This window comes from Rhodococcus sp. TAF43, assembly GCF_052113525.1.
GTDB lineage: Bacteria > Actinomycetota > Actinomycetes > Mycobacteriales > Mycobacteriaceae > Prescottella.
This window is the reverse complement of sequence record NZ_JBFRDL010000047.1, coordinates 1-17,788: the sequence shown is the minus strand read 5'-3', so window position 1 is coordinate 17,788 and position 17,788 is coordinate 1. Positions and strand designations below refer to the sequence as shown.

The window sequence follows — 17,788 nt, the reverse complement described above, 5'->3', positions numbered from 1 at the left end:
CGCGCCTATAGTCGGCGGTCGAACGCGAGTTTCGGTTCGGCGGTGGGGATGTCGACGGTGTAGGCCCGCAGCCGCACCGACTCCGCGGACAGGTCCATGACCATGAAGCCGACGTCGTCGAAGTTCTGGTACAGGTTCGCCCGGTCCGGACTGGTGGACTTGCCGTGGCTGTTCTTCCCGGCCGCACCGGAGACGATCTGACGAGTGCCCTTGGACTCGGCGGTGGGATCGAGGACCTGCAGCGAGTGATCGTGCCCGGCGAGGATGAACTGGCACCGCCCCACCACGTGGTCCTCGTAGAACCGCTTCGCGTGCGCGCCGTTCATCGGTTCGAGCGGGATCCCGTCGTACTCACCGGCGTCGCCGTGCGATCCGTTGCTCAGATACGGGTGGTGGGTGCAGGCGATCTTCCACTTGGCGGGGGAGGACGCGATCGCCGCGTCCAGCCACGCGCGCTGCTCGTTCATGAACTGCCCGTCCGCCGCCCAGTACGGCACGAACAGCGGGGGCAGGTACGCGGCGACGGGATTGAGGTCGAGGACGAAGAACTCGACGATCGGGTTCTGCTCCGGCACCCGGACGGAGTAGTAGCGGCTGGGCATCCACCACTTGCGGGAGGACCGGTGGTAGGCCACCTCGTCGTCGCCCCGCAGCAGCCAGCCGCCGTCCCCAGGGAACACGGCGCTGTTGTCGTGATTGCCCAGGGCCATCACCCACGGGAAGTCGAGGCCGTGGTTCGGATCCTCGAACTTGGTCGCGAACTGGACGTCGCGGTCGCCGTTGGGTCCGGACTCGTAGATGTTGTCGCCGAGCCCGAGTGCCATCCCGAACGGGTCCGCCGCGTGCACGGCGCGGATCGCATCGGCGACGGCCCACTGCGCCGGGGTGCCGGTGCCGGCGTCACCGGTGACGAGCACCCGCACACTGTTTCCGGTGGGAAACGGGAACTTGGCGGTGTCCGCGACGGGGCCGGCAGCCGAGGCGGTGGGCGCCATGGCGACCATGGCGGCCGCACCGGCCCCGGTCGCGCCGGCAGCGGCGAGGAAACGGCGGCGGTTCATCGGATCGAGTTCGGTCACGAGGCACAGCAAACCCCAGAATGGACGTCCGTTCAACAGGAACCGCCGAGACCGGACACATGTTCACGCGACATTCATCCCGCGGCAGTGCTGCTGCGTACTCTGGGCCCATGACTACCACGCTCGACGAGATCGGCTCCGCGAAATACGTTCTGCTGACCACGTTCCGGAAGGACGGCACCCCCGTGCCGACGCCGTTGTGGGCGGCGATGGACGACGGGCGGCTGCTCATGTGGACGGTCACCGAGTCGTGGAAGGTCAAACGGATCCGCCGTTCCCCGCGCGTCACGATCGGGGTGTGCGACGCCCGTGGCAATCCCAAGGGTCCGCAGATCGACGCCACCGCGACGATCCTCGACGACGTCGGCACAGACCGGGCCCGCGCCGTGATCGCCCGCAAGTACGGGATCCTCGGCTGGATCGGCGTCAAGGGCAGTCTGATTCGACGCGGACGTAGTGGGACGGTGGGGGTGGCGGTAACGCAGTAGCGCTTCCGGGAGATGAACCAGAAGACAAGTATTCAGCGAAGAGTCCGAGGAAAGGCACACGATGGGTTCGAACGACATTGCAGCTCAGGTTGGTAATTGGCTCCGCGACGGCATGCTCGCCGGGAATCCGCTGGCGCTCGCGGCCGCCGCGATCCTCGTGCCGCTCGGCATGATTTTCGGATCGACAACGCTGTAGTTGCGCCAGGCGGGAGCATCGTCGACGCCGGGTCGGGGACAGCGTCTGCCGTACCGACACATCAGAGCTCGAACCCGGCGACGGCGTTCCCGGTCAGCGGATTATGTTCGCGGGCATAGATTTCCAGGGTGGCGGGGTTCTTGTGTCCGGTCTGTCGCATGACTTCGTGGGCTTGGGCGCCGTTGCGGAACGCCTGGGTGACAAACCCGGCGCGCAGGGAGTGCCCGCCCAGTTTCGCGATCTTGGCGGGAGTCAGACCGGCGTCGGTGGCAGCGCGGCGGATCACCCCGTGAATGCCCTGCCCGGTCAGTGCGGCCTCGCCAATGTTCCCGTTCACGCGCAGCGGCCGGAACACCGGGGAGGTCGCGACGTCGGGATCGAGATCCGGGTAGGGGACATGGCAGATGTGCGTGGCGAATCTGCCGGGGGCGTCGAGTAGCTGGGCGGTAGCGTCGCGGCCGCCCCGATGGTGGGCGAGGAGGACATCGAGCCAGCGCCGGTACACGCACGGTGGGCAGGAGCGGTGCCCGACGGCGAACGGCGTGGCCTTGACCATGCCGTCACCGACCTGGTCGGTCTTCGATCTGCGCACCAGGATGTGCAGGCCGTCCTGCGGGTGCAGGGTGATGTCCCGCAGCTGGAGACCCGACAACTCGGAGCGGCGGAACGCCCCCAGGAATCCGAGCAGAATGACCGCCGAGTCGCGGCGTTCGCGCAGCCGGTCCTGCCACGTGTCGGCGTTCTCACGCAGGGTGGTGAGGATGTAGCTGATCTCCTCTCCGAGGAGGGGCGCGACACGCTTGGTTGGGCGCTCCCCGGCCGCGGCGTAGGTACGGCGGATTCCCGCCAACGTGTCCTTGACGATCTGCGTGCCGCCGGGGGCGGGTCGCGAGCAGGCGCGGTGCCAGTAGTTGATCGACGCCACCCATCGGGTGAGCGTGTTCGTCGCGTAGACGCGGTCCCCGGTCCCGGTGCGCCGCTCGGCGTGCTCGGTGAGATAGTCGGCGACGGTGTGCGGGTGCGCCGGCATCGGCACGTGGCCGCGCTCGGCACACCAGGCGCGGAACTTGTCCCAGTCGCCCCGGTAGTTCCGGACCGTCGACGGCGCGTGCCGCTGCTCGAGTGCCGCGACGATCCGAGCCTCCGCCGAGGCAGACAGTGCCGGGACGGCAGGTTCCATCCCCGGCGCCGACCGGGGCGTCGGACGTTCCGGAACGGCGGGCAGTGCGGGTACGGACGTGGCGATGTCGCCCTGCTCGCTCACATCCGTGCTCCTCTCGTCCCCGACGGGATGAGCGTACCGAGCGGTTCCGACATTTCCGGATGCCCAGCGGCCGGGATCACCCCACCCCGTCACAGTGACGAAATGACGCCATGTCCCGGGAAGAATTCAACGCGGGTGTGCAGGCTCTTCTTGCGGGTCCGGCGCGCCCGGCCGCACGCGATGTCGACAGGCGACGCCCACCCAGAACTGCTCGATACATGATGGCGCTAATGACAGTTAGCGTGGGTAGGACGATTCCGACGGTCCGGCAGTGCTGTTGGGGCCGTCCGGTCGCTGGTCCGTCACCCCGCGTGCCGCAGCGCCACCGGCGGCAGGAACTCGGCCTCGAAGGACCGGGACCACCAGTCGCCGGTGATGCGGCGCTCCTCGCGGGTGGTGAACCGGTAGCGGAACATCCGGGCCCGCACGAACGCGGGCGGGGCATCCGGGAACGGATTGTGGTGCAGCAGTTTCAGGATCGAGCTGTCGCCCGCGAGCAGCCGGCCCACCAACCCGCCGAACCACGGCGTCGCGTAGCCGGGGGAGATCGCGGCGAACCACATGAGCCAGTCCAGCCGCAGGTGATACGGAGCGAATTGGCGCGGCCGCCGCCCCAGGTCGCCCGGTTTGCCCTTGAACTCGTATGCGCGCCACTCGCTGTCGGCGGTCACGTCCTCGTCCGCGGTGCCCTCGATGACGATCTCGTGCCGGGTCTTCGTGACGTGGCCGAACGCGCCGTAGGTGTTCACCAGGTGCCACGGATCGAACGATGCGTTCATCATCTGGTGGCTGGAGAACATGTTCCGCACAGGGCGGTAGCTCAGGGCGACGACGGCCACCGTCACCGCGAGGACCGGTACCGCGAACCACACCGGCACCGCCCCGACGCCGCCCGGCACCGTCACCGGCAGGACGAACTGCCAGAAACCGTCGGGCAGCACCGACAGCCCCAGCACGATCGCGAGCCAGTTGAGCCACGAGAAGTTGCCGCTCGCCACCAACCACAACTGGGTCACGACCATGATCCCGGCGGCGCCACCGGCGACCGGCTGCGGGGCGAACAGGAAGAACGGCACGATCAGCTGCGTGAAGTGGTTGCCGGCGACCTCGACCTTGTGCAGGCGCCGGGGCAGGTGGTGGAAGTACCAGCTCAGCGGGCCGGGCATCGGCTGCGTCTCGTGGTGGTAGTACAGGCACGTCAGATCCCGCCAACACCGGTCGCCACGGATCTTGATCAGGCCGGCGCCGAACTCGAGCCGGAACAGCAGCCAGCGCAGCAGCAGCAACGTCAACACCGGCGGGGCGGTATCCCAGTTCCCGACGAACACCGCGAGCAGTCCCACCTCGAGCAGCAGCGACTCCCACCCGAAGCTGTACCAGAGTTGCCCGACGTTGACGATCGACAGATACAGCCCCCACAGCAGCAGCCACCCCAGCATCGACACCGGCAGCGGGAGCCGGTCGATCAACCCGAGCAGTGCGAGCCCGGACAGCCCCGCGCCCGACCATGCGACGGCCGCGAAGAAGCGGTCCGAGTAGTGCACGTGGAAGATGCTCGGTGACCGTTGCCAGCGCGTCGCGTCGACGAAACGCCTGGCCGGCAGCATGCCGTGGTCGCCGATGAGCGGTTTGAACTGATTGGCCGCCACCAGGAACGCAGCCAGGTAGATCGCGGCCAGCCCCTCCTTGAAGAACAGCCGCGACAGCCAGTAGCCGTCCGCGTCCAACCAGTCCACAGCAGACCCTTCTGCTGTGGACGTTACTCGCTCACACCAGGTGCGGCAGGACCTCCTGCTCGAGCAACTCGAGACCGGACGTGTCGTATGCCGCCTCGGGCACGTAGAAGATCGCGTACTCCAGGCCCTGCTTCTTCAGCGCGGTCAGGTTCTCCACGATCTGCTCCGGGGTGCCGACGGCGGGCATGCCGCGGAATGCGTTCAGCGACGCGTCCGCCTTCTCGGCGCCGACGATCGGCGCCAGACGGGCCCGGAGCGCCTCGAGCCGATCCTGCACCTCGGCCTCGGTGCGGCCGATCGCGACGTTGTAGTTCGCGGACCGGGTGATGGCGTCGAAATCGGTGCCCACCTCCGCACAATGCCGGCGCAGGACCTCGGACTTGTGCGCGAACACCTCGGGGGTGCCGTCGAAGTTGGTGTACTGCGCGTACTTCGCCGCGATCTTCAATGTCACCTTCTCGCCGCCGCCGGCGATCCACAGCGGGATGCCGCTGTCCTGCAGCGGTAGCGGCCGGACGATCGCGCCGTCGACCTGGTAGTGCTTGCCGTCCAGCGTCGCGGTGCCCGTGGTCCACGCCTGCCGGAAGATCTGCACGCCCTCGTCGAGTCGCCCCAGCCGCTCACCGGCGGACGGGAATCCGTAGCCGTAGGCCCGCCACTCGTCCTCGTACCAGCCGCCGCCGATGCCCATCTCGACGCGTCCGCCGGAGATGAGGTCGGTGGTCGCGGCGACCTTCGCGAGATAGGCGGGGTTGCGGTAGCTCATCGCGGTGCACATCTGCCCCAGGCGTACCCGGTCGGTGACCGCGGCGAACGCCGCCATCAGCGACCACGCCTCGTGCGTCGCCTCCTCGGTGGGTTCGGGGACGGTGTGGAAGTGGTCGTAGACCCAGATCGACTCCCACGGCCCGTCGTCGGCGCGCAGCGCGAGGTCGCGCATCACCCGCCACTGATCGGCCGGGTCGATCCCGACCAGGTCCAGTCGCCAGCCCTGGGGCACGAAGAGTCCGAATCGCATCTGCGGGTCCTTTTCTCGCGAGGGATCTGCGGGGCTGCCAGTTACACGGCGTCCACGTACAGCCATCTTCCGTCCTCGCGGACGAACGTGCTGTGTTCGCGCATCGAGCCGCGTTCGCCGTGGTCGACGTAGTACGCGACGAATTCGACGGTGCCGGTGGTGTCCAGCAGGCCGCCCCCGCCGGTGCTCAGCACGTCCAGTCGGCGCCACACCTGCTCGGGGTCGAGATCCAACCGCTTCGGCCGGGTGCTCGGGTGCCAGGTCCGCAGCAGGTACGCCTCGTCGCCGACGGCGAACGCCGCATAGCGCGACCGCATCAACTGCTCGGCGGTCGGTGCCTCGGCGTCGCCGCGGTGGAAGCGGCCGCAGCACTGTCCGTACTGCTCGCCGGACAGGCACGGGCAGCGGTCGTCGTTCGAGATTGTGGTCATCGGGACCCTCACTGTGCCTGGCTGACGGAGGACATGTGGAAGTCCGGAATGCGCATGGGCGGCATGGCGGTTCGGGTGAACCAGTCCTTCCACTCGCGGGGCAGGGTCGCCTCGGCGGCGCCCACCTCGGTGGTCCGGCGCAGCAGGTCCAGCGGGCTCTCGTTGAAGCGGAAGTTGTTGACCGACGCGGTGACCGCGCCGTCCTCGACCAGGTACACCCCGTCCCGTGTCAGCCCGGTGACCAGCGCCGTGGCCGGATCGACCTCGCGGATGTACCACAGCGTCGTCAGCAACAGCCCGCGTTCGGTGCGCGCGACCATGTCGTCGAGGGACGCGTCCCCGCCGCCGGTGAGCAGTAGATTGTCGCCCGGCACGGCAACGGGCGCGCCGAACTCGGCGGCCGCCGCGCGCGGGTACGCGAGTGCGTTGATCACGCCGTCGCGGATCCAGTCCACGCGCGCGGCGTCCATGCCGTTGTCGAACACCGACAGGGTGTCGCTCGACGAGGTGGCCGCGACGAACGGGGCGTACCCGAGCCGGTCGGCGTGCGGATCGGAGAACAGGGTCAGCGGGATGTCGGTGAGACGCTCGCCGACGCGGGTGCCGCCGCGCCGGGACAGCGCGGTGTGGCCCTCCTGCGCGCCGCGCCCCTCCATCGCCCACATCAGCGGAATCATCAGGTCCGACACCGCCGACGGCGGCAGCACCGTCTCGTACCGTCCCGCCGGCAGGGCGACCGTGCGGGCCGACCAGTCCAGTCGGGTGCCGAGGTCGGCGAGCAGTCGGGGGATCGACACGTCCGTGAAGTCGAGGCTCGAGGTGCCCACCCACGCGCTGGCGTCGCGGCGCTTGCCGTTGATCTCGATCGACCCGGTCGGCTGCATGAAGCGGCGCCGGATCCCGGTCGAGGTTCCCAGCCACGTGGTGTGCACCTGGTGGTGCGCGAACCCGTACAGCCGGTCGGCGCCGTCGAAGCCGTCCGCGAGCCCGGGGACCAGGCCCTCGAACACCCCGACCCCGGTGGTCGCGGGCCCCTCGGCCCAGCCCGGGCCGGGAGGGCCGTCCGCCGTCAGGAGATCCATCGCGTCCTCGGCGGGCTGCGCGGCGCGGGCGGCCGCCTCCGCGGCCCGCACGACCTCGGCGACCGACCCGGCATCGACGGTGGACGACGTCACCGCACCCACCCGGGCGGACGTGCCGTCCCGGACGATCGCGATCGCCGTCCAGGACCGGGACGTCGAGACCCCGTTCGTGGTCATCGAATTGCCGGCCCAGCGCAGCGACGCCTCGCCCGCGTCGGTGACCAGCACCATCGCCTCGTCGACGGTCGAGAGCGCGAGCGCGCGCTCGACGAGTTCCTGCGCCGCGATCACCGCGGAGCCTCCGCTCGTCATCACTGTCCGCCCTCCGTCCGGGTGTTGAGCACGTTGACGCCGCGGAACAGCGCGGACGGGCAGCCGTGGCTCACGGCCGCGACCTGGCCGGGCTGCGCCTTGCCGCAGTTGAAGGCGCCGCCCAGCCGCCACGTCGAGGGCCCGCCGACCGCCTCCATCGATCCCCAGAAGTCGGTGGTGGTGGCCTGGTAGGCGACGTCGCGGAGCTGACCGTCCAACTCGCCGTTGCGGATCCGGAAGAAACGCTGGCCGGTGAACTGGAAGTTGTAGCGCTGCATGTCGATCGACCAGCTCTTGTCCCCGACGACGTAGATGCCGTCCTCGACCCGCGCGATGAGGTCGGCGGTGCCGGTGTCGGTGTCCGGATCGGGCTGGAGCGACACGTTCGCCATCCGCTGGATCGGCACGTGGTGGGCCGAATCCGCGTACGAGCAGCCGTTGGAGCGCTCCAGGCCGAGCCGCGGCGCGAACACCCGGTCGAGCTGGTAGCCGACGAGCGTGCCGTCGCGCACCAGATCCCAGCGCTGCGCGGCGACCGCGTCGTCGTCGAAGCCGACGCTCGCCAGACCGTGGGTCTCGGTGCGGTCGGCCGTCACGTGCATGATCGGGGTCCCATAGCGCAACGTGCCGAGCAGATCCGGGGTGGCGAACGACGTGCCCGCATACGCCGCCTCGTAGCCGATGGCCCGGTCGTATTCGGTCGCGTGCCCGATGGATTCGTGGATCGTCAGCCACAGGTTGGTGGGGTCGATCACCAGATCCGTGGCGCCTGCGCGCACGCTGGGTGCGGCGATCTTCGCCGCGAGCAGCGTCGGGATCTCGGCGAGTTCGGTGTCCCACTCCCAGCCGGCGTCGCCGCCGAGGTATTCCCAGCCGCGGGCGACCGGTGGTGCGAGGGTGCGCATCGTCTCGAAGGTCCCGGCGTCGGCGTCCACCGCGGTGGCCTCGAGTTCGGGATGCAGGCGCACCCGCTGCTGCGTGATGGTCGACCCGGCGAGGTCGGCGTAGAACGTCTGCTCCTTGACCTGCAGGCAGTTCGCGGTCACGTGGTCCACGCCGGGAGCCGCGAGCAGCCGGTGCGAGTAGTCGGCGAGCAGCGCGACCTTGTCCGCGGTGGCGACGCCGAACGGATCGGTCCGGTAGTCCGAGACCCACGTCGCGTCCGAATGCACCGGCTCCGGGGCAAGTTCGACGCGTTCCCGGTTGAGCGACCGCAGCGTTCGCGCCACCTGGACCGCCTCGATCGCGGTCGCCGCGGCGGTGGCCGGGGTCAGTTCGGCGTGCGAGGCGAACCCCCACGTCCCGTCGACCACGACGCGGACCGCGAAACCCGTCTCCACGCCGTCGTCGACGGACTGGACCTTGCCGTCGCGCAACCGCAGCGACTGCGTGACGAGACGGTGCACCCGCAGATCGGCGTGCTCGGCGCCCGCGGCACGGGCGACGGCCAGCGCGGCGTCCGCCAGCGCATGCAAAGGCAGGTTCGTGAACTCTGGGTCGACCGGATGGTCGGACGCGACTGCGCGCGGGACGGCGCCGTGGGTGACGATCACCGGCCCAGCCTAGTCGGCCCCCGGGCCACACCCTCGTGGCAAGCGTCGCGTTCGATCACTCCGGCCAGGCATTGTTCTGGATGATCTCGACGAAGTCCTTCCGCTGGAACGAGGGGTCGAAATGCGCCAGGACGTCGTCGTTCATGGTCCCGAACGTGGTGTCGGGACGATCGGCCATGCCGTGGTAGAACGCCTGCAGGATCCGGTTCTTGAAATCCGGGCGCGGATGCGCCGCCACGACTTCGGTGCGCTGCTGCTCGGTGATCTCGCCGAGATCGAGGCCGAGGACGTCGGTCTCCACACCCAGGGTCACCACCGCGACCTCCGGCGCGAGGTGCAGCGGCACCTCCGGAGTGGTGTGCAGCGCGATCGCCAACCAGACATTGTGGGAATCCTGCTCGGACCGGCCGTGCTCGAGCAGGAACGTTCGGGCAGCCTCGGCGCCGTCGAGCTCGAAGCGTCGATGCTTGGTGGCATAGGCCGATGTCAGGCCCAGATCGTGAAAGAGGCCACCCACGTAGGCGAGCTCGAGATCGACTTCGCGCCCGCGCGCGGCCGACTTCAACGCTCCCCAGAGGAACACTCGACGTGAGTGGTTGAAGATCGTGTCATCGGCCACGTCCCGGACCAGCGAAGTGGCCTCTCGAACCAGGTCGGTGTCGGGAATGGCGATACCTGCAATGACTTCAGGCATTGGTTGCCTCCAGAGTCGCGGATCACTTTGACGGATTCCACTGTTCCGAACTGTCCGGCGCGCACATGTCGGCCTCGGCGAACACCTGAGCCGGCCCCGCCACGTCGAGCATCTTCACGTCGTCGAACACGATGAAGACGGCTGCTCGACCATGCGCCATGGTCTCTGCCTCTCGTGTTTGTCGCTGCGATGAGTATGTCAGGAACGGTCGATGGCGAGCCGGTGTTCGTCCCGGCAGGCGCCGACCTCCTACGCTGCTCGCCATGCGGAGGTTCAGTCTGTGGCTGCGTGAACGGCCCATGGTGGCGGACTCGATGCTCGCCGGGTTGCTGTTCGCCCTCGAGATCGCGTCTGCGTTCGGCCGGACGGCGCCGGTGCTGTACGTGATCACCGGTGCGGGGCTGTGTCTGCCGCTCGTGTGCCGGCGCCGGCATCCTCGTGCGGCCGCGACCGTCGTGCTTGTCATGTCGATCGTGTGCACGATCACGCTCTACGCCACCGACGATCTCAACGCCGGCGAGAACTCGCACCCGGGCGTGTTCGCCCTCGCGATCTCGCTGTACACGCTCGTCGCCTACGTGGGCCGGCGGGCGGCCGCCTACTACGCAGTCGGTCTGGTGGTCGACACCACGGTGTCGATCCTGTTGCTGGACCAGGACGCGCTCCTGATCGGGATCTTCTCGGCGCTCGCGTACACGCTGTCCTGGATCCTCGCCGAGTTCCTCGGCGCCCGCCGCGCCTACGACGAGGAGGTCGCCGCGCGCCTGACGATCGCGGAGTTCGACCGGGACCGGCGCGCCGAGGACGCCGTCTACGCCGAACGCACCCGCATCGCCCGCGAGTTGCACGACGTCGTCGCGCACGCGGTGAGCGTGATGATCGTGCAGGCGGACGGTGCGTCGTACGCGCTGCACCGGGACCCGGAGAAGGCGGAGCGGGCGCTGTCGAACATCGCGGGCACCGGCAGGCAGGCGCTGTCCGAACTGCGCCGCACCGTCGCGTTGCTGCGCTCGCCCGCGACCCCCGACGAGATGCCGCAGCATGGCACCGCCGGCCTCGCCCGGGTGGTGGAGACGATGCGTGAGGCCGGGCTCGCCGTCGAACTCGTGCAGTCCGGCGCCATCGACGACGTCAGCCCGTCGGTCAGCCTGGGCGTGCACCGACTGGTGCAGGAGTCCCTGACGAACGTGCTCCGGCACTCGGGAGCGAACCCGAAGGCGTGGGTGCACGTCGCGCGCCGCGACTGCGACGTCCTCGTGGAGGTCGTCGACAACGGCAGTTCCCGGTACGGCAGCGCCGCGGCCCGCAAGCGGATCGTCGGCTCCGGCAACGGGCTGGTGGGCATGCGCGAACGCGTCGCGGTGCTCGGTGGCACCCTCGAGGCCGGACGCCGACCCGACGGCGGCTGGACCGTGCGCGCCGAGATCCCACTGGACCCCGACGAATGAGGATGCGACCGGGCACCGACACCCACTAGATTCGTCGGGTGCCCATCTCCGTGCTGCTCGTCGACGACCAGGAACTCATGCGCATGGGCTTGACGATGGTCCTCGACGCCCACGACGACATCGTCGTGGTGGGGGAGGCTGCCGACGGGGCGGGAGCCATCCAGGCCGCCGCGGATCTGCGGCCGGACGTGGTGTTGATGGACGTGCGGATGCCCGTGGTCGACGGGGTGACCGCCACCGCGCGGATCCTGGGGTCCGGCGGTCCCAGCCGGGTGCTGGTCATGACCACGTTCGACCTCGACGAGCACGCCCTGAGCGCGCTGCGCGCCGGGGCCAGCGGATTCCTCCTCAAGGACACACCGCCCGAGGACCTCGTCTCGGCGATCCGCAGCGTCGCCGCCGGCGACGCCGTCGTCTCGCCGCGCGTCACCCGGCGGTTGATCTCCCGGTTCCTGAACGACGACATCACGCCGTCCCGCGACCCGGCGGTGCTCGACGTGCTCACCGACCGCGAACGCGAGGTGCTGTGCCTCGTCGCCGGAGGCCTGTCGAACTCCGAGATCGCCGACAAGCTCTACCTGTCCGAGGCCACGATCAAGTCCCACATCGGCCGCGTGTTCGCCAAGCTCGGAGTGCGCGATCGCGTCCAGGCCGTCGTCCTGTCCTACGAGACTGGGCTGGTGCGGCCGGGTATGTGACAACGGGCACGGACGTCCTCATGGATGTTGCTGGTGGCGTGGCAGAGGGTGGTTGCGGGGTAGATCAGTGGTGGTCCTCCGATGAGGCATTGGACGTTGTCGACGGAGGCTTGGATGCCGTCTGTCGCGAGGTCTGCTGCGGCTTGGCTGCGGACGGCGTTCTCGATGTCCTTGGGGGCGAGTGCCCCTGTGTCGGGCCGGGGGGGGCAACTGGGCGGTCGGTGGGGGTTGAAAACTGGCGGCTCACCATCCCGGACCTCCATCTCGTAGATGGGTTGGTCGGGTTCCGAGTCGCCGCACGAGGTCAGGGCCAGGGGCAGCAGGAGCGCGGCGAGGCAGACCGGTCCGAGATCGTCAGTGACAGTGCGGCATTCGACAGTGGGAAGCTCCGGCCGACGCTAGCAACGACATCGCGAGCACCGTCGCACCGACGCCGCACTGGCCGAGATCGCCGCGCCGCGCTACGATTGCGCCGATGACGACTCACTCTGATCCAAGATTGGGGGCCCAATTCGCACACGGTGAGTGCTGATGCACCATCCGACCGCGAACGGGACCAATCCCCGACTTTCCTTCTGGCTGCGCGTGCGCGAGTTCGCCGTGCCGCCGTCCATGATCGAGACCGCAACCAACCGACGCCTCGCAGATGACTGGTCCGGGGCCTGTGCCGCAGCGGGTTTCGACGACGACATCGACCTGCGGGCACTGACCCGCAGGCATGGCCGGGACATCGCGACACAGGTCCTGGCCGACCTGCGACACCTGGCACCTGACCTGCTGCGCTGGCATCTGCCGCGGGTGGCACCCGACGGACTGTTGCGCCCCGGACTGACTGTCGCGCTGGCGCGATATGGTCAGCCGGAACGCCGAAACAGTTGCAGCGAGCCCGGTTCGGTACAACTGGTGGCCCGCACCGCGCCTTCCTGGGCGGATGCCGGACAGCGGATCGTACTGACCCTGTGGGACAGCACGGGCTCCACCCACCACCCCCATCCCCGCCCCAACCGGCGGTACCGACTCGACCTCCATCGGTACCTGTGGGACGTGCGATGGGTCGGTGATCTACGAATTCGCTGCGGGACAGGGATATCACCGGCCCTCGCCGCGGCCGATCCCGCCCTGGCCGAGTCGGTACCGGAGGGCTGCGCCGTGGACCGCTGGGCGGCTGAAGCCGGAATCCTGCTCCGCGCGGACGGCCAGCGGGACGGACCCGTGCGGGTGCGGTGCGGGGGTCGGTACGACGTGGTGGTGGAGCCGATCGGCGGCGGCGCCGATCCCGCCGCGGTGCGGCTCGTGGACGACTACCCGCGAGGTCGGCTCGCCGCGCTCCCGGTGCTGCCCGATGCCGCGACCTGGGTGCTGCCCGATGTCGAGCTCCTTCGGTCGGGAGCGATCACCGCCGACCGGTTGCACCCGCTGGTTGCCGCCGCGCTGGAGCCGGGCTGGTCTCCGCCGGCTCCGTCCCGGACGCCGAATCGGGAGAACCGGATCAACTTGGTGGACTGCCGCGGTGAACGACACCGGATCGGACTGGCCGACGGTGCACTGACCGCACTCGATCACGACCCCGCCGAGGTCCGACGCGAGGAACTGCTCGTCGCACTGGGTGGCACCCCACTACCGTGCCTGCAGGCCATCGACCAGGCCCATCGCCGTCCGGACTGCCTGCCCGGCGTTCGTGAACGTCTGGAGCACGGAGACGCCGCCGGGGCGCTGGCCGTCGTCGAAGGACTGCTCGGCCCCGACGCAGTCCTTCGCGACGGCCCCCTGTTGGACGAACTCCGGGCGTCCGCGGATCGCCGGAGCACGTACGACAGGTTTCGCACCGAACCGGTGGAGACGCCGCCCGTATCGCGATCGCGGCGCTCCAGGCGGTCGCGGCGCGCCCGCTCACGCTGAGCCCTCCCTTCACATCCCCGAAATCCGCTGTCCCGCAATGCGGCCGGATGGCCGCCGTCTGCGACTCCCTCGACAACACAGGTGATGCACATGTCTTCCACGCTCCTTCCGAACCGGTCCGGGACCGAACTCGACAGTGCCGCAGCACTGTCGGCGATGCTCGGCGCGGTCACCACCGAACCCCGTCCCGACGACCAACTCGAGGCCCTCACCCTGGCCGTGTCCGCGGACCTGCCGGTACTGCTGTGGGGTGAACCGGGAATCGGCAAGACCGCCGCCCTGACCCAGCTCGCCGAGGCCGTGGACCTTCCGCTGACCACCGTCATCGCGAGCGTCCACGAGCCGTCGGACTTCTCGGGTCTGCCCGTCCTCGGGGACGACCCGGCAACACACGGTGTCCCGATGGCCCCGCCCGACTGGGCCGTCCGGCTCGTGCAGGCCGGGCGGGGGCTGCTGTTCCTGGACGAACTGTCGACGGCACCGCCCGCCGTGCAGGCAGCCCTGCTCCGGCTCGTCCTGGAAAGACGAATCGGGGCACTGCAACTCCCGCCCGGTGTCCGCATCGTGGCCGCCGCCAACCCACCGTCCTCGGCGGCGGACGGCTGGGAACTGAGCCCACCGTTGGCGAACCGCTTCGTGCACCTGCACTGGACCCACGACCACGAGGTGGTCGTCCGGGGCCTGGGCGGAACCTGGCCGCGCGCGACGTTGCCCCGTCTCGACCCGGCCAAGTTCTCCGACGCGGTGACCTTCGCCCGCCGCGCGGTCTGCGAGCTCCTCACCGCTCGCCCCGCTCTCGTGCATCAACTCCCGAACAGTCAGACCCGCCGCGGCGGCGCCTGGCCGTCCCCGCGGAGCTGGGACATGACCGTGCGGCTGATCGCCTTCGCCACCGCCGCCTCGTCGTCGACGGACGTGCTGTCCCTGCTGGTCCGGGGCAGCGTCGGCGACGGGCCCGGTTTCGAGCTGCTGGCCGCCATCGACCGCATGGACCTCCCGGACCCCGAGAGTCTGCTCGCCGATCCGACGGCCGCCGACCTCCCCGATCGCGGCGATCTGCGCCAGGCCGTGCTCGACGCGGTGGTCGCCGCAGTCCGCCGACGGCCGGAGAAATCCCGCTGGGACGCAGCGTGGATGCTCCTGGTCGCCGCGGTGCAGACCGGGCCACCGGACCTCGTGGTCGTCCCGGCGACCACACTGGCCGCCCTGCGCCGGGAGGACTGGGAGGTGCCGGCGGAGATCGACCAGCTCGCCGGGGTCGTGTCGGTGTCTCTGGCGGCGGACCGCGCCGCCGACCGCGCCTCGGCGCAGGCCCGTCGATGACGGCGGCGCAGGCGCTCGATCCGGACAAGATCTACGCCGCCCGGCTGCACGCCGCGCGCGCCCGGCCTTACCTGGCGACCGCCCTGTATGCGCTGCACATCGTCGCGTCGCCCCGGGTGCCGACAATGGGTGTGGACCGGCACTGGCGCTGCTACGCCTCGCCCGTCTTCGTCGCCCAGCGGCCGGCGGAGGAGCTGGCCTCGCACCTGGTCCACGGGGTGTCGCATCTGCTGCGCGATCACCACGGCCGCAGCGACCGCTACGCCCGCGCACACGACCTGACCGGTCGCGCGGAGCGGCTACGGATGAACCTGGCCGCCGACGCAGAGATCAACGACGACGCGTTCGGCGACGGATTGCTGATACCCGACGATGCCGTTCTGCCGTCGACCCTGGACTTGCCCGGCGGGCAGCTCATGGAGGACTACCTGCGCCAGTTCCGCCTCGGTCCCCGCACCGACGGTCTGACGTGGCTCGACTGCGGCAGCGGAGCCGACGGGCTGTGTCGGGAGTGGGAACTCGGTCCAGACGGGGCGAACGGGCTCAGCGACCAGCAGCGGGACGCTGTCCGATTCCGGGTGGCACACAGCATCGTCGGTCAGCCCGGAAATGCGCCCCGCGGATGGCAGCGGTGGGCGGAGGAAGCACTGCACCCGACACAGCCGTGGCGAGCCCTGCTGGGCGCGGCGATCCGCACGGCCACCTCGTCCTCCGGCACCGGAGAGAACTACACCTACCGTCGCCCGGCGCGGCGCTCCGCCGCCGTGCCCGGCGCGGTGCTGCCGAGCTTGCGGCGCACCCCACCCCGGGTGAGCGTGATCGTCGACACGTCGGGATCGGTCAGCGACGCCGACCTGGGCAGCGCACTGCTCGAGGTGGCCGCCATCACGCGGGCCGTGGGCGGGCGTCGCGACCTGGTCACGGTGCTGTCGTGTGACGCGGCGGCCCGGGTCGTGCACCCGCTGTGCCGGGCTGAGGACATTCCGCTGTTCGGCGGCGGTGGCACGGATCTGCGCGCCGGATTCACCAGAGCGCTACGCAGTCGGCCCCGCCCCGACGTGGTGGTCGTCCTCACCGACGGCCAGACCCCTTGGCCGAGCAGCCGACCAGGGTGTCGAACGGTGGTCGGTCTGTTCCCTCCGGCGGGTCCTCGAGGCCGGCCGGACCTCGACTCCGTTCCGGACCGGCCACCGGGATGGGCGCATGTGGTGGAGATCGGCACACCACGGGCCTGAGTGGCTCTGTGGTGCGTGTGACCCATGGGACCATGGTGGCGTGAGAGCACAGTCGGAGAGGGATCTGGCAGGGGACCGAGCCCGGACCCGCTCGGGAGGCGGGCATCCCGAGTCGTCCCGCAAGCGGCCGCTGTTCGACTTCCATGTGATCCTGAGCGTGACGGCGTTGCTCGTGACCGTCGGTCTGACGATGGTGTTGTCGTCGTCCAGCGTCGAGTCCTTCGTCTCGTCCGGCTCGCCGTATGCGCGATTCATCCCGCAGGCCATCTACGCCGCGATCGGTTTCGTCGCCTTCGTCGCCATCGTTCGGGTGAGCACCCGGACGATCCGCGCGCTGGCCCCGTGGTTGCTCGGGATCGCCGGTGTCCTCCTGGTCCTCGTGCTCATCCCCGGCATCGGTGTCGAGCAGATGGGTGCCCGCAGCTGGTTCGTGGTCGSCGGAATCTCGTTCCAGCCATCGGAGTTCGCGAAGGTCGCGCTGGCCATCTGGTGCGCGCATCTGCTCGCGACATACGTGTCGGCCGGTGTCGACGTCAACAAGGCACTCAAACCGCTGGCCCTGGTGAGCGTTCTCGTCATGGCGCTGGTCGTCCTCCAGCGCGACCTCGGCACGATGATCACCATCGGCATCATCTTGATGGCCATGCTCTGGTTCGGTGGATTCCGCACCAGCACCGTCGCCGCGATCACGATCTCCGGCGGCGTGGCGTCCCTTGTCCTCGGCCTGACCGCGGGATACCGGTCCGATCGGATCAAGGCGTTCATGAATCCGACCATGGACCCACAGGGCTTGAACTACCAGACCATCCAGGCCAAGTACGCCCTCGCGAGTGGCGGAGTGTTCGGCAAGGGGCTCGGCCAGTCGGACGCGAAGTGGAGCTACCTACCGCAGTCGCACAACGACTTCATCTTCGCGGTCATCGGGGAAGAACTCGGCTTCCTCGGAGCGTTCCTGATCATCGTGCTCTTCGCGATCGTGCTCCTGATCGGGATGCGTATCTCGCAGCGCTCGAGCGACCCGTTCCTGCGGATCCTCGCGGCCGCATCGACGACATGGATCGTGCTCCAGGCCTTCATCAACATCGCCTACGTCGTCGGTCTGGTGCCGGTCACCGGTCTCCAGCTCCCGCTCATCTCCGCGGGCGGGACCTCGATGATCACCACGATGATGATGTTCGGTTTCATCGCGCACGCCGCGCTGCGCGAACCGGAAGCACTCGTCTCCCTGAACGGCGGCGGTAGCCGCTGGATGCGAACCGTGTTCGGTCGCCCCGTCGAACCGCCGAAGGCGCGGCCCGCTCGACGTGCCCGCGCCCCACGGACGCCCACCGA

Annotated in this window: 17 protein-coding genes; 8 read left to right on the top strand and 9 right to left on the bottom strand. The window is 69.6% G+C overall.

Annotation, left to right across the window (positions count from 1 at the left end; all coding sequences use genetic code 11):
• Positions 1-5: 5 nt before the first annotated feature.
• Positions 6-1,079, bottom strand: coding sequence for a metallophosphoesterase (locus tag AB4Z09_RS23210; RefSeq protein WP_442240762.1), 1,074 nt, complete (start codon positions 1,077-1,079; stop codon positions 6-8).
• 110 nt (positions 1,080-1,189) lie between these two features.
• On the opposite strand from AB4Z09_RS23210, the gene AB4Z09_RS23205 reads away from it, so the two are divergent.
• Entirely contained in the window at positions 1,190-1,567 is a 378-nt protein-coding gene (locus tag AB4Z09_RS23205; protein ID WP_429516302.1) for a PPOX class F420-dependent oxidoreductase, read from the top strand.
• A gap of 61 nt (positions 1,568-1,628) precedes the next feature.
• Positions 1,629-1,763 carry a hypothetical protein gene (locus AB4Z09_RS23200; protein WP_258557936.1) on the top strand — a complete coding sequence of 45 codons (135 nt, stop codon included), beginning with the start codon at positions 1,629-1,631 and terminating at the stop codon, positions 1,761-1,763.
• 61 nt (positions 1,764-1,824) lie between these two features.
• Here AB4Z09_RS23200 and AB4Z09_RS23195 read toward each other — a convergent pair whose 3' ends face one another.
• The 8 genes from AB4Z09_RS23195 to AB4Z09_RS23160 all read right to left on the bottom strand — a co-directional run bounded on the left by AB4Z09_RS23195 (position 1,825) and on the right by AB4Z09_RS23160 (position 10,013).
• The gene (locus tag AB4Z09_RS23195; protein ID WP_442240770.1) at positions 1,825-2,943 is read right to left on the bottom strand and encodes a site-specific integrase; all 1,119 of its coding nucleotides are present in this window, start codon (positions 2,941-2,943) and stop codon (positions 1,825-1,827) included.
• Positions 2,944-3,329: 386 nt separating this feature from the next.
• On the bottom strand, positions 3,330-4,763 hold the full coding sequence (locus tag AB4Z09_RS23190) for a lipase maturation factor family protein (RefSeq protein ID WP_442240761.1): 1,434 nt from the start codon (positions 4,761-4,763) through the stop codon (positions 3,330-3,332).
• A gap of 31 nt (positions 4,764-4,794) precedes the next feature.
• Entirely contained in the window at positions 4,795-5,781 is a 987-nt protein-coding gene (locus AB4Z09_RS23185) for an LLM class F420-dependent oxidoreductase (protein WP_174910232.1), read from the bottom strand.
• Positions 5,782-5,822: 41 nt separating this feature from the next.
• A complete protein-coding gene (locus AB4Z09_RS23180; protein ID WP_174910234.1) occupies positions 5,823-6,212 on the bottom strand; it encodes a YchJ family protein in 390 nt (129 codons plus the stop codon).
• A gap of 8 nt (positions 6,213-6,220) precedes the next feature.
• Positions 6,221-7,585: a metallopeptidase TldD-related protein gene (locus tag AB4Z09_RS23175; RefSeq protein WP_174914701.1), complete on the bottom strand. Its 1,365-nt coding sequence runs from the start codon at positions 7,583-7,585 to the stop codon at positions 6,221-6,223.
• Between the two features lie 20 nt (positions 7,586-7,605).
• The gene (locus AB4Z09_RS23170) at positions 7,606-9,159 is read right to left on the bottom strand and encodes a TldD/PmbA family protein (RefSeq protein ID WP_174910235.1); all 1,554 of its coding nucleotides are present in this window, start codon (positions 9,157-9,159) and stop codon (positions 7,606-7,608) included.
• 55 nt (positions 9,160-9,214) lie between these two features.
• Positions 9,215-9,853, bottom strand: coding sequence for an HD domain-containing protein (locus tag AB4Z09_RS23165; RefSeq protein ID WP_442240760.1), 639 nt, complete (start codon positions 9,851-9,853; stop codon positions 9,215-9,217).
• Positions 9,854-9,875: 22 nt separating this feature from the next.
• Positions 9,876-10,013: a hypothetical protein gene (locus AB4Z09_RS23160; RefSeq protein ID WP_174910239.1), complete on the bottom strand. Its 138-nt coding sequence runs from the start codon at positions 10,011-10,013 to the stop codon at positions 9,876-9,878.
• 103 nt (positions 10,014-10,116) lie between these two features.
• Here AB4Z09_RS23160 and AB4Z09_RS23155 point away from each other — a divergent pair, with 103 nt between their 5' ends.
• The 6 genes from AB4Z09_RS23155 to ftsW form a co-directional block, all read left to right on the top strand.
• Positions 10,117-11,301, top strand: a complete 1,185-nt coding sequence (locus tag AB4Z09_RS23155; RefSeq protein WP_174910240.1) for a sensor histidine kinase — start codon at positions 10,117-10,119, stop codon at positions 11,299-11,301.
• Positions 11,302-11,339: 38 nt separating this feature from the next.
• On the top strand, positions 11,340-11,999 hold the full coding sequence (locus tag AB4Z09_RS23150; protein ID WP_174910242.1) for a response regulator: 660 nt from the start codon (positions 11,340-11,342) through the stop codon (positions 11,997-11,999).
• A gap of 525 nt (positions 12,000-12,524) precedes the next feature.
• Complete coding sequence (locus AB4Z09_RS23145) at positions 12,525-13,898, top strand: hypothetical protein (protein ID WP_174910244.1); 1,374 nt, start codon at positions 12,525-12,527, stop codon at positions 13,896-13,898.
• An 84-nt stretch (positions 13,899-13,982) separates the two neighbouring features.
• Positions 13,983-15,221 carry an AAA family ATPase gene (locus AB4Z09_RS23140; RefSeq protein WP_174910246.1) on the top strand — a complete coding sequence of 413 codons (1,239 nt, stop codon included), beginning with the start codon at positions 13,983-13,985 and terminating at the stop codon, positions 15,219-15,221.
• Positions 15,218-16,456 (top strand): vWA domain-containing protein, encoded by a 1,239-nt coding sequence (locus AB4Z09_RS23135; protein WP_174910247.1) that lies wholly within the window; start codon positions 15,218-15,220, stop codon positions 16,454-16,456. Before AB4Z09_RS23140 ends, AB4Z09_RS23135 begins: the two co-directional genes overlap by 4 nt.
• Positions 16,457-16,520: 64 nt before the next feature.
• Positions 16,521-17,788, top strand: a 1,268-nt coding sequence (gene ftsW / locus AB4Z09_RS23130; RefSeq protein ID WP_442240769.1) for a putative lipid II flippase FtsW, incomplete at its 3' end; no start/stop codon positions are given.

Coding starts and splice junctions, on each gene's coding strand:
- AB4Z09_RS23205 (WP_429516302.1), top strand. CDS start 1,190: ATGACTACCACGCTCGACGAGATCGGCTCCGCGAAATACGTTCTGCTG.
- AB4Z09_RS23195 (WP_442240770.1), bottom strand. CDS start 2,943: ATGGAACCTGCCGTCCCGGCACTGTCTGCCTCGGCGGAGGCTCGGATC.
- AB4Z09_RS23200 (WP_258557936.1), top strand. CDS start 1,629: ATGGGTTCGAACGACATTGCAGCTCAGGTTGGTAATTGGCTCCGCGAC.
- AB4Z09_RS23180 (WP_174910234.1), bottom strand. CDS start 6,212: ATGACCACAATCTCGAACGACGACCGCTGCCCGTGCCTGTCCGGCGAG.
- AB4Z09_RS23165 (WP_442240760.1), bottom strand. CDS start 9,853: ATGCCTGAAGTCATTGCAGGTATCGCCATTCCCGACACCGACCTGGTT.
- AB4Z09_RS23155 (WP_174910240.1), top strand. CDS start 10,117: ATGCGGAGGTTCAGTCTGTGGCTGCGTGAACGGCCCATGGTGGCGGAC.
- AB4Z09_RS23140 (WP_174910246.1), top strand. CDS start 13,983: ATGCACATGTCTTCCACGCTCCTTCCGAACCGGTCCGGGACCGAACTC.
- AB4Z09_RS23160 (WP_174910239.1), bottom strand. CDS start 10,013: ATGGCGCATGGTCGAGCAGCCGTCTTCATCGTGTTCGACGACGTGAAG.
- AB4Z09_RS23185 (WP_174910232.1), bottom strand. CDS start 5,781: ATGCGATTCGGACTCTTCGTGCCCCAGGGCTGGCGACTGGACCTGGTC.
- AB4Z09_RS23135 (WP_174910247.1), top strand. CDS start 15,218: ATGACGGCGGCGCAGGCGCTCGATCCGGACAAGATCTACGCCGCCCGG.